Annotated in this window: 9 protein-coding genes; 1 reads left to right on the forward strand and 8 read right to left on the reverse strand. The window is 42.8% G+C overall.

Going from position 1 to position 12,608, the window contains the following annotated elements; translation table 11 throughout:
- Positions 1 to 21: 21 nt before the first annotated feature.
- The 4 genes from fabD to MKY01_RS18785 all read right to left on the reverse strand — a co-directional run bounded on the left by fabD (position 22) and on the right by MKY01_RS18785 (position 4,529).
- Entirely contained in the window at positions 22 to 1,227 is a 1,206-nt protein-coding gene (gene fabD / locus MKY01_RS18770) for an ACP S-malonyltransferase (RefSeq protein WP_339283079.1), read from the reverse strand.
- Positions 1,228 to 1,591: 364 nt separating this feature from the next.
- Complete coding sequence (locus MKY01_RS18775) at positions 1,592 to 2,857, reverse strand: YncE family protein (RefSeq protein WP_339283081.1); 1,266 nt, start codon at positions 2,855 to 2,857, stop codon at positions 1,592 to 1,594.
- A gap of 176 nt (positions 2,858 to 3,033) precedes the next feature.
- On the reverse strand, positions 3,034 to 3,891 hold the full coding sequence (locus MKY01_RS18780) for a Cof-type HAD-IIB family hydrolase (RefSeq protein WP_339283082.1): 858 nt from the start codon (positions 3,889 to 3,891) through the stop codon (positions 3,034 to 3,036).
- 116 nt (positions 3,892 to 4,007) lie between these two features.
- Complete coding sequence (locus MKY01_RS18785) at positions 4,008 to 4,529, reverse strand: GNAT family N-acetyltransferase (RefSeq protein ID WP_339283084.1); 522 nt, start codon at positions 4,527 to 4,529, stop codon at positions 4,008 to 4,010.
- A 221-nt stretch (positions 4,530 to 4,750) separates the two neighbouring features.
- Here MKY01_RS18785 and MKY01_RS18790 point away from each other — a divergent pair, with 221 nt between their 5' ends.
- Entirely contained in the window at positions 4,751 to 5,908 is a 1,158-nt protein-coding gene (locus MKY01_RS18790; protein WP_339283086.1) for a S8 family peptidase, read from the forward strand.
- Between the two features lie 126 nt (positions 5,909 to 6,034).
- Here the strand turns inward: MKY01_RS18790 and MKY01_RS18795 are convergent, their stop codons facing one another.
- From MKY01_RS18795 to MKY01_RS18810, 4 genes are all read right to left on the reverse strand, one after another.
- The gene (locus MKY01_RS18795) at positions 6,035 to 6,433 is read right to left on the reverse strand and encodes a RidA family protein (RefSeq protein ID WP_047843450.1); all 399 of its coding nucleotides are present in this window, start codon (positions 6,431 to 6,433) and stop codon (positions 6,035 to 6,037) included.
- Between the two features lie 314 nt (positions 6,434 to 6,747).
- The gene (locus MKY01_RS18800) at positions 6,748 to 8,190 is read right to left on the reverse strand and encodes a 6-phospho-beta-glucosidase (protein WP_339283089.1); all 1,443 of its coding nucleotides are present in this window, start codon (positions 8,188 to 8,190) and stop codon (positions 6,748 to 6,750) included.
- 33 nt (positions 8,191 to 8,223) lie between these two features.
- Entirely contained in the window at positions 8,224 to 10,137 is a 1,914-nt protein-coding gene (locus MKY01_RS18805; protein WP_127547573.1) for a beta-glucoside-specific PTS transporter subunit IIABC, read from the reverse strand.
- A gap of 445 nt (positions 10,138 to 10,582) precedes the next feature.
- Positions 10,583 to 12,520: a beta-glucoside-specific PTS transporter subunit IIABC gene (locus MKY01_RS18810; RefSeq protein ID WP_339283091.1), complete on the reverse strand. Its 1,938-nt coding sequence runs from the start codon at positions 12,518 to 12,520 to the stop codon at positions 10,583 to 10,585.
- Positions 12,521 to 12,608: the final 88 nt, after the last annotated feature.

The raw sequence follows: 12,608 nt of genomic DNA on the forward strand, positions 1-12,608 counted from the left end.
TGCAAAAGAACAGATCGGGTACTAGATTGCATCAATCAACGCGGTTCCATCCAATGGAATTTTTTTTGCAATAATAATGGAATGACATACCTGTAGAGCATCATTTATCTCTTCTTCACTAAGTTCACATTCATTGTTGTTTACTTGTTCCTTTGCCCGTTGTAATTGGTGAAATAATGGCTCAACCGTTTTGGCATATGATATCGAATCTGGGTTATAATTCCGTGAAATGAGTGCCGTTACTATTAGTTCTGATAACAACTTTTTAAGAATCGTTAACCGCTTATTTTTCCTTTCTTGTGTATTTGTAAGCATTAGTAAATCAGAAGGCTGACTTAGCGAGTACGGTACAATACGCTTCGTTATTTTACTCATAAGACTAACTAACACATGTTTAGAACCCAACTCTATAACTTCAGTAACCCCATTTGCAACCAGATAGAGCATAGACTCTGACCATCTTACAGGCATCGTCATCTGCATGGTTAAATAATCCACGACAGATCGATCAGACTCATAGGGTGCTGCTGTAACGTTGGAAATAACCGGGTATTTTGCATGGGCATATTGATATTGATCCAATTCAACTTTGAATTGTTCTGCTGCGGTTTGCATCATGGGAGAATGATAGGGACCACTTACATTGATATACGAATGTTTCGTTCTCAGGGCTTCTGTCCTTTTAATAATTTCTTGTATAGAGTGCCGATGTCCCGAAATGACAAACTGCTGGTTAGCGTTCACACAAGCCACACAAGCAGGGCGCTCGATCGTGGAAACTTGTTCACATATGTTTTGAATTGTATCTAAATGAATACCTGAAATGGCGGCCATGGTACCTTTCTGATCCGGGTCTGCATTGTGCATAATGATACCCCGTTGTCTTACCAGTTTAATGGCGTCATGAAATGATAGAACACCTGCGCAGACCAGAGCCGAATATTCTCCCAAACTATGCCCAGCCAAATAAGCGGGTTCCATCCCTATTTCTTGCATATACACCTGATATGCTATGACACTAACAGTCAAAAGTGCAGGCTGAGCGTTCATCGTCATTGTCAAATCAGCCATGCTACCTTCAAAACATAACTTTCTCAAATCGAAAGAAATGGCATCACTGGCTTCTTCAAATAACTTCTTAGCCACATCGAAGTTATTCCAAAAGTCTCTACCCATCCCAACCATCTGAGAACCTTGCCCAGGAAACAACAGAGCTACATTACTCATCCAGCATCCTCCATGTATCAACTTTATATTTCATGCACTTCGACAAACGAAAACCAATAAATTCCTTGTTTGCAAAATTTATATTAAACTTTCATTAGGAGTTATGCAATAACAAAGTCAAAAGGAGGGGCATCTATTTCTATTAACGGAAAAAAATTCGTCATTCTTTTTGGGCTCCTTAATGCAAATAGACACCCCCATTGAGGAGATGCCTGTTCCATTCTGATCTGATCATTCAAGACTCACGATTCCCCTTACCTGGAATCCTAACTTGGCATACAGAATTTTCTTTGTTCATGGTGATCAGCTACTCCATTAAGTCTGATGCCGTTATAACTTCTTTCATCCAAATCCCCTCACCTTTCTACGGATTTACACCTACTGCGAACGGACGTGCCCCCACCGGAATAGTAGCAATCACCGTATTTGTTTCGCCATCGATCACAGAAATGGTATTGTCATCTTGATTGCTTATATAAACTCGATTAGTTAACGGATTGGCGCCCGCTCCGTTTGGATTATTCCCGACCGGAACAGTAGTAATCACGGTATTTGTTAATCCACTAATTACTGAAACATTATCCGTGTCTCGATTGGGTACGTAAATGGCGTTTGTGGAGGTATTAACCGCTACTTCAGCTGGCGTAACGCCGACCGGAATGGTATCAATGACGGTATTCGTCAATCCATCAATAACGGAAACCGTATTACTGGTTAAATTCGATACATAAATACGGTTGGTGGCTAGATTGACACCTACACGGAATGGATTGACCTGAACGGGGATTGTAGCAATCACCGTATTCGTTTCTCCATCGACCACAGACACCGTATCAGAATTAAAATTAGCTGCATAGATGCGATTGGTTAAGGAATTGACACCTACTCCAGTTAAAAAATTGAGCCCCGGAATAGTGATCGCATCAATCACCGTGTTAGTTAATCCATCAATGACGGTTATATCTTCAGTTGTGTCCAATGAATTAAAATTCGCCGTATAAATAGCATTGGTCGCTATATCGACCCCTATGTCACTTGGCTCGCTCCCAACCGGAACAGAAGCAATCACTGCGTTGGTTATACTATTAATGACGGAAATGGTATTACTGCTTCTGTTTGCGACATATATACGACTCGTTAATGGATTGACATCAATCCCTGCAGGATTCGTCCCCACAGGAATGGTAGCAATGACCGTATTCGTATCGCCATTAATGACGGAAACATCGTTACTATTAAAATTGGCTACATATATGCGGTTGACTGACGTATTATCCCCCTCTATTTCAAGTTCGGAAGAAACTAATCGATGTGCAGCAACAAGCTGGCCGTTTTCATTTTTGCCCCACACGGAAATCTCTGTCTGCTCTATAGCTACACCTTCAACTGTAAAGACAAATTCAAATGCATCAAGATTGGCAAAATAAGTTCTTGTCACTACCTGATCCGGATCAATTGAAATCTGCTCGCTGACATATAAAGTCCTCGTAGAGGTCAGATTATACCCTTGTATCAAAACAACGGATCCATCCAGAGAATTCCTGTTATCAATTTTAACGGTAACTTGTTGTGTTGGCCGTACATCACTGACGGCATTATTCTCGATAGGTCCGGTGGATAGAATGGCCATTTCGATTCTCTCCTTCACTTAGATGTTATGGTTTGATTAGAATCCTTTTGTAAAAATATAAATTGATCTGTTTTAAACCAAAAAAAGACCCTGCAATAATATATGCAGGGTCTAAAATAAGGTTTGGGACAAAGGGTGTACGTATTAACTGTTTTCCAGATTGCCTCATTTCTTTATCAAGTGATCAATCCATACTTCACAAAACTATGATACAATCCATCTTCCTCGACTGTTCCAGTAATATCATCTGCAATGGCTTTCAGTCCAGGCTTCGCATTACCCATGGCAATTCCGATGTTACAAAATTCCAACATCTCGGCATCATTCATGCCATCACCGATGGCAAATGTATCTTCTTGGGACATGCCCAGATGCTTCAGCAGATCGGCGATTGCAATGGCTTTGTGAATGCCAGGGATCATCAGTTCACCACTTCCTTCACCAAAGATCGGCACAGTGCACTGAATGACTTCGAATTTCCCTTCAAACTCTTGCTTGATCCGCTCAAACGGGATGGCAGAGCTCTCCAAGAAACATACTTTGTTCACATCATCCTTGTACAGGTCGGCCTCTCCATACGTTAATCCGGCAATAAACGGGTGCGGTTTCAGCTCCTTCTTCTCTCTGGCTACAGGGTCATTCTCCACATCGCCATAGATACGGCGTTCCAGGTGAGGTTGAAGATTGCTACTCGCATACAATGCCGAATTGGATTCAAGGTAAAAGTCAATGCCATTTTCATTAAAGAAATCGACCATATGTCGAACATCTTCCGCTGTTACCCTTTTGTGATATAACACGTCCTTGCCAAACTCCACATAACCCCCACCTGCACCAATCAGACCATCGAATCCGACATCCCAGATGGAATCATAAATTTCTGCTTTGGATCGGCCTGTACATAAATAGAGCAGATGTCCGTTCTCTCTGGCCTGTTTACAAGCCTTCTGTGCTGACAACGGGATGTTTCCGTCATCATCTACCAATGTCCCATCAATATCAATAAAAACAATTTTCCGCTTCATTTCTTGCATCTTCTTATGCCCCCATCATGTATCTCGTATATGTCTATGTTGTTGTATACAAGAGTTATAGTATCATCAATCAATTTTTCCAAAATGTGGTCAGAATTTCGGTTCTGTTACAATGGTCACTTACATGCCAACTTGTCCATATGTACGGTTTGCCAATCATCATCCTGCTCAGCAATAACCGTAAACCCTTGGCGTTTCCAGAAATCTACGGCTCCTGGCAAGAAGCGATGTGTGTGCAAATACAGCGTCGTATAGTGCATATCCTTTACCACGCTCTCCAGTTCGTTCATCAACATCGAACCAATGCCAAACCTACGATACGCGGGATCTACATAACACTTTACTATTTCGGCAGCCGATCGAGCTGCATATCGACCTTCCACAGCTTCGATACGTCCATCATATGGTAATATCCCAATAGAACCGACGATGCCCGCATCCTCCATCATTGCAACAAGAAAGATCGAATCATCGGAGTCCAGATAATGTTCTCTGAACTGCTCGAAGTCTACAGGCAATTTCGTATGATCCATCATCGGAAACACTTCTCTGCGTACACGCATGGCAAAATCAATGGCATCATGAATCTGGTGTGACTGAACTGGTGTGACTGTCGGTATACTCTGAAGTTGTGTCAATAAAACCACATTCCTTATCCTCTGTATTTAGGAGTTACCTCTCGGCCCTGCCTTAAATCTTGTTCATGCCAAAGCGGCTCTCTTCATATCATCTTACCGAATTTATCCCTTCCTATCAATCTATCTACACTACTATCCAAATTGCAAGAGTGCCCGCGCAGTCTGATAGAGTTCGCATACGATAAGGCGTGTCACAAATCATATTGGAGGGATAAACGCTCATGTGGTTATGGTTAGGTGTTTTTGCTTTCATTGTGCTAGTAATCGGGTTCGTGTATCGTTATCTGAACCAACTTGCCCAGAGGAAGTTTCACCCTCACGCTCCCAAGCAGCTCTTCGTCAAATTCAAGGAAGGTACAACCGAGGATGAGATGCACACCCTTCACAAAAAAGGGAGATGTAAGGTCGCTGAGACCTATGAAGATTTAGGATGGTACCGTGTGGAATCCCGCAAAAAAATGCACCGGATGCTGAAACATTACAAAGATCATGAGCTTATTGAACATGCAGAGCCGAATTACCTCGTTGAGGCATCCTTCACTCCCAATGACCCTTTCTTTCCTTATCAGTATAACTTGTCCAAAATCAATGCACCCGCTGCATGGGATATTACTCAGAGTAACAGCTCTGTCAAAATCGCCATTATCGATACCGGTGTACAGCTGAATCATCCAGAATTGGCCTCCAAGCTCCTCCCCGGTTATGATTATGTTGATTATGATAACATTGCTGAGGACGGGAACGGCCACGGCACCCATGTAGCCGGGATCGCTGCCTCCGTTACCAACAATGGTGTGGGCATCGCAGGCGCTGCTCCACTCGCATCCATCGTTCCGCTCCGGGTACTGGATAACAACGGGCAAGGAACGATAGGTAATGTAGGTAACGGGCTTGTCTTTGCTGCCAACAACGGTGTACAGGTTGTTAACCTGAGCCTTGGTGGGCCGATGGGAAATGCTTTCCTACAAGCTGCCGTACAGTATGCTTGGGATCGAGGAGCTGTGATTATTGCTGCAGCCGGTAACGACAACACTTCATTCCCAATCGTACCCGCCTCGTATCCCAACGTGATTGCTGTCGCTTCAACCAATCCCTCCGATCTCAAATCCAATTTCTCCAACTATGGTTCCTGGGTGGATATGGCCGCACCGGGTGATACCATACTATCCACATACCTGGGAGGTTCCTATGCCTACCTTAGCGGTACGTCCATGGCTGCCCCTCATGTGGCAGGAGTAGCTGCACTTCTCGCTACACAAGGGAAAACAAATGCTCAGATTCGTGATGGGCTGTGTTTCGCTTCTGATCCGCTATCAGGCTCCGGGATCTACTGGACATATGGTCGACTGAATGCTTATCAGAGCTTGCAGGTGCCATAATACACCCACCTACTATCGCTCATGATTGTCACACAGGGCATATCCTTTCCATTTTTACACAAATTAAAAAACGAAGGGGCATCTGTAAGTAAGATGCTCCTTCGTTTGGTTAAAAAGTATTCGATGTTACACTTTTGCTGCCCAAAGCTCTATTTCAATTTTAATCTCTGGGAGACCTAACGCCGTAATATATCCAATCGTCATTGCAGGGTAATCCGTACTAAATAATTGTCCCCACTCGGCATATAAGAAATCCCAATCGATTTCCTCGGTTGCCCATACGTTCACTTTGATAATATGTTCAGCATCTAAGCGCTCAGATTCGAGCACTGTTTTAATATTATTAAATGTATTAGTGACTTGCTCATTCAGACTCTCTGGAAAGAGTCCATTATGATCTGCTCCAATTTGACCCGAAGTCACAAATAACTCTGCATTTCTCGGAATTCTTGTAATATGCGTGTACTGACCTACAGGAGCTGGCATATTTTCTGGATTTTTTCTAGTAATTTTGTCAATATTCATTTGGATTACCTCATCATTCTTAAGATTTTTCTGCGTTATTTCCTAGTTTTCTTCCGATTTTGGGCAGACTTCACCCTTGGAATAGATTCTAGAAAAAGACAGCAGTGGAGTATCCATATCCCGAAGATATAAACGCAAGTGATTTTTTCTTCATGAGTGGATGCTCCTCCCTTCTTAAGTGACAAGATTCTCTTCATTTCTTTATTATATCTGAAAGCCACATCAAGGGTCAAATTCATCCCCTCATAAACAAAGAGCAATCCCATAATAACGAGACTGCTCTTTGTTTATTCTATAGCGTCGGACATCTTGTATCAGAAATATTGTGCGCCATTACTCGCAATGACATCTTTGTACCAGTGAAAACTCTTCTTTTTCACTCTGCGAAGTGTGCCCGTACCATCATTATTTCGGTCTACATAGATATAGCCATAACGTTTCTTCATCTCTCCGGTACCCGCACTGACCAGGTCAATCGGTCCCCAGCTTGTGTAACCTATGAGCTCTACACCGTCTTGAATCGCTTCAGCCATCTCGGCAAAATGACTATTCAAATATTCGATGCGATAGTCATCTTCTACGGAGTCATTGTCTAACAACACATCGGTTGCTCCAAGTCCATTTTCTACGATAAACAAAGGTTTGCCATAGCGGTCATGCAGTTGATTAAGCGTAATTCGAAGCCCCTTAGGATCAATGGTCCACCCCCACTCGGAAGCTTGCAGATAAGGGTTCTTCACCGAACCAAATACATTGCCTTCTGTCGAATCTTTCAAAATCTCAGGGTCTGTACTGGTGCACCGGCTTGCATAATAGCTAAAACCGATATAATCGACCGTGTTCTGCATCAAGATATCTGCGTCTTCCGGTTGCATGTCAATCCAAATGTCATTTTCCCTGAAAAATCTTTTCGTATAACCTGGATATGCTCCCTTCGACTGCACGTCGATGAAGAAGAATGACTCACGATCTTTCTCCATAGCCTTCCACACGTCATCCGGGTTAGAGCTGTATGGATACACCATTCCAGCGGCTAACATACATCCAATCTGTGCATCCGGAATGATCTCATGACAAGCCTTAACAGCAAGTGCACTCGCTACCAATTCATGATGTGCTGCCTGATACAGAACCTGATCTTTGTTTTCACCATCCTGAAGGACAATTCCCGCTCCAATATACGGAAGATGCAGCAACATGTTGATCTCGTTAAACGTCATCCAGTATTTCACTTTATTCTTATATCGATTGAACAAAGTCGTCGCATATTTCTCAAAGAAACCGATCATCTTACGATTCTTCCAACCGCCGTAAGTTTCGACCAGATGTACAGGTACATCGAAATGGCAGATCGTCACGACAGGTTCAATGTTGTATTTTAATAACTCATCAAAGACATCATCATAAAATTGCAAGCCTGCTTCGTTTGGCTCCGCTTCATCGCCATTAGGGAAAATCCGTGCCCAGGCTATGGAAAGCCTGAGGCACTTAAATCCCATTTCTGCAAATAACGCAATATCTTCCTTATATCGATGATAGAAGTCAATGGCTTCATGTGAAGGATAGAATTCCCCTGTTTTTGGTTCATATGAATCCAGGTTACCCAGAGCAATATTCCATCGATTAGCACCAATCGGAATCAGATCTACCGTTGTTAAACCTTTGCCACCTTCCAGATAAGCACCTTCCAATTGATTCGCTGCGGTTGCTCCTCCCCAGAGAAAATTCTCCGGGAAGGCTGTAAACTTTTCATTCATTGAGGAGTTCCTCCTTACCATCCTTAGTTTGAATTAGCTTAATACCGTGATCAATTTATCTTTCTCATGAACGGATGCATCTTTTGTTCCTACAACGTCCAGATAATTTGAAGTATTAGTCACAATGATCGGTGTAACCGTCTCATACCCTGCATCCTTAATGGCTTGCAGATCAAACTCAACAATCAGGTCACCTGCGTTAACACGGTCTCCATCTTTCACATGGGTTGTAAAATGTTGACCTTTCAGTTTGACCGTATCCTGTCCAATATGGATCAGCATCTCTACACCATCATCGCTTACAAGACCAATGGCGTGTTTGGTACGATATACGGTTTGAACGACACCTGTGATTGGAGATACCACTCTACCACTGGTTGGACGAATTGCAATCCCTTTACCCATGTGCTCTCCTGCAAACGTTACGTCATTAATTTCGTTCAGTGCAACAACTTCACCAGCCATTGGGCTTACAATTTCGTATCTGCTGTTCGGATTTGGATCAAGTACTGGTGCAGGTGCAGCTACTTTTTCTACCGGATCTTTGAATCCAACCACATACGTCAATACGAAACCAAGAACGAATGCAATCAATGAAGCAACTATAGCCATGTAGAACGCGAAGTCTAATCCTGTTTCTTTATTAATAAAAGTTGGATAACCGAATACGCCAAGTCCGCCAATCATGTATATCTTCGAACCTGCATAACCGAGAATACCGCCTCCGATCCCCCCAGCAATACAACTCATAATAAAAGGTTTTTTCAATGGAAGCGTAACACCATAGATCGCAGGCTCTGTTACTCCAAATATACCGGAGATAAATGCTGGTACACTGAGTGTTTTTATTTTCGTATTTTTTGTTTTGAGTAATACGGCAAGTACAGCACCGATTTGAGCAAAAGAAGCAGCAAATGACATTGCGATAACCGGATCAGCGCCTGACGTACTAAGATTCAATAATGCAACCGGAACCAGTCCCCAGTGAAGTCCGAATAATACAAACACTTGCCATAGTCCACCGATAATCAATCCTGTAACAATAGGACTTAATTCATAAATATTAGTAGCTCCCGCGCCAATCAATTGTCCTGCCCATGTGGAGATTGGACCAATGACCAAAAAAGTCGCTGGAACAATTACAAGCAAGGTGAAAAAGGGAACAAGGAATGTGCTTACCACTTTCGGAATAACGTTCTTGAAGAATCTTTCTAGTTTTACAGCAACAAATGTCGCTATAATGATTGGGATAACCGATGAAGCGTAGTCCATCAAGATAACCGGCATACCCAGGAACGTAATGTGGATAGGTGATTCAAACAATGTACCTGTAAACAAGGTGTACAGTGGATCTCCTGCCTTAAGACCGCCCAATGTCGGATAAACAAGAGATGCACCTATCGCCATACCCAGAAACGGTGAACCGCCAAACTTCTTGATTGCAGTGTAACCCAGGAAGATCGGGAAGAAGTAGAACAGACAGTCCCCCGTTGCTTTCAATAATTGATACGTTCCGGAATCCTGAGTTATCCAGCCAAAGGCTACAAACATCTCGTTAAAACCTTTGATCATACCTGTGGCAGCCAGCAAACCGAGTAGTGGTGTGAACACACCGGAGATCATGTCGATAAATCGGCTGAACAACCCTACTTTTTTGCCTGAGTTGTCCGTTTCCTCTTCCACTTGTCCTTCACTTGGGAAATTCCCTGCTTTAACAACTGCTTTATATACATCCGGCACTTCGTTGCCGATAACAACTTGATATTGTCCACCACTTTGCATGACGGTAATAACACCTGGCAGATTTTTAAGTTCTTCCGTTTTGGCTACGCTTTCATTTTTCAGTTTAAACCGCAGTCTTGTTACGCAATGGAATACACTGTTTACGTTCTCGCGACCACCTACACGTGACAGAATGTCCTTAGCTAATTGATCGTAGTTGCTCATTGTAATTCTCCCTCTCTAAGTAGACTCCCCATGACTTTTGAAACAAATAAAACCTGAACCACTGAACATACACAACATACCGGATCGTCCGGAAATCAGTCGTGTTATTCAGCAATTCAGGTTTTGCCCTTAACGGTTGCAACCCTGTAAGGCTGTACACATTGGTATTTAATTATTTGGATAACGAAAGTAAGTTACATTCCATACCCTCTGAACTGAGGGTGGTCGGCATTGCCTGATTGAACAGTTACAACCCGACTAATGTATGCGCTTACTTCTTGAACTCATCATAGTACATCTGAACTACGTTTGCAACACTTATTTTTATTAATTTCACAAATACATTTTAGTGACCGAAAATGAAAAAAAGAGACCACTTCGAAAACATCAAAGTGGTCTCTATAGAGCTAATGCTCAGATTAATAAAATACGCACTAAAGCAGAATTAACCTATAACCGTAACCAATTTATCCTTTTCTTGCACTTCACGACTTGTTGTAGCAACCACGTCCAAATAATCAGCCGTATTCGTTACAATAATCGGTGTTACGGTCTCATATCCCGCCTCAATAATGGCCTGCAGATCGAATTCAACGATCAGATCGCCAACACTCACACGATCTCCATCTTTCACATGTGCAGTGAAATGTTGACCTTTGAGTTGTACCGTATCCTGACCGATATGGATCAGAATCTCTACACCTTGATCATCTACAAGTCCAATTGCATGTTTGGTACGGTAAATCGTCTGTACCACACCATTAATCGGGGATACAACTCTCCCACTGGTTGGGCGAATAGCAATCCCTTTACCCATATGTTCACCAGCAAATGTAGCATCATTAATTTCTTGCAAAGGAACCACCTCACCCGTCATCGGGCTGGCAATTTCGTAGCGATTGTTTGGATTAGGCTCAAGTGCAGCCTTCTCTTCTTTTACTGGCTCTGGAGCCTGTTTGGCAGCCTCTGGATTAGCAGGATCTTTGAATCCTACAAAATAAACGAGAACAAAGCCTAGTACAAAAGCAATGATAGTGGCAATCATGGCCATCCAGAATTCATAGTTGATTCCCTCTGTGGGACTAATCAGCGCTGGAACACCAAAGATTCCTGAAGCAAATACAAACATTTTGGAGCCAGCGAAGCCAATAATACCACCAGCGGTTGCAGAAGCAATACAACTCATAATAAATGGTTTTTTCAATGGCAAAGTAAGACCATAAATAGCAGGCTCAGTTACACCAAAAATCCCGGACACAAAGGCAGGAACACCCAGTGATTTGAGTTTGGTATTTTTCGTTTTAAGCATAACGCCAAGAACGGCACCAATCTGAGCAAAGGAAGCAGCAAACATCATTGCCAGAATCGGATCTGCTTTCAGTGTGGACAGATTGAGCAACATAATTGGTACGATACCCCAGTGTAACCCGAAGATCACCAATACTTGCCACAATCCACCAACAATAATACCGGTTACCAACGGACTCAAGTCATAGATGCCCGATACCCCGGCACCAATCAGCTGACTTGCCCATGTCGCAATTGGACCAATCAAGAGGAATGTTACAGGGACAACAATCAGAATCGTAAAGAATGGCGTGAGGAACGTTCTCACAACAGAAGGAATGATCTTTTTGAAGAACGCTTCTACCTTTGCTCCAAAATAAGCAGCAATAATAATCGGAATGACGGATGAGGAATAACTCATCAAGATAACGGGAATACCCAGGAACGTGATATGAATCGGTGATTCAAACAATGTGCCTGCAAACAGCGTATAGAGCGGTTCCCCACCACTAAGACCGGATAAGGTCGGATATACAAGTGAGGCTCCGATGGCCATCCCGAGGAATGGAGATCCACCGAATTTTTTCATAGCTGTGTAACCCAGGAAGATTGGGAAGAAGTAGAACAGACAGTCACCTGCAGCATTCAACAATTGATATGTTCCTGAAGACGGGTCCAACCATTCGAGAGAAGTAAACATGGACAGGAAACCTTTGATCATCCCTGTTGCAGCTAGCAATCCGAGAATTGGTGTAAAGACACCTGAGATCAAGTCGATAAACCGACCCAAGAGACTCTCTTTTTTACCGGAAGATTCTGAATCATCACTTGAGACCGGTTCATCCGCATTCATATTACCCACCTGTAACAAGGCTTTATAAACATCAGACACTTCGTTACCCACAACGACCTGGTATTGCCCCCCGCTTTGCATTACCGTTATGATTCCAGGCAGATTTTTGAGTTCGTCTGTTTTGGCATTATTGTCATTTTTTAATTTGAAACGAAGTCTGGTCGCACAGTGCACCACGCTGTTAATGTTCTGTTTTCCACCAACGCCAGACAGAATGTCTTTGGCTAATTGCTCGTGTTTCATGAAGTCTTTTCTTCCTTTCTGGCTAGACACGGATTCAAAGCATATTGGAGAGAATAAAAAAACCTGAACATCTGAATGTATGGAACAC

It is taken from the genome of Paenibacillus sp. FSL R5-0486 (assembly GCF_037975155.1).
In the GTDB taxonomy this organism is placed as follows: domain Bacteria; phylum Bacillota; class Bacilli; order Paenibacillales; family Paenibacillaceae; genus Paenibacillus; species Paenibacillus amylolyticus.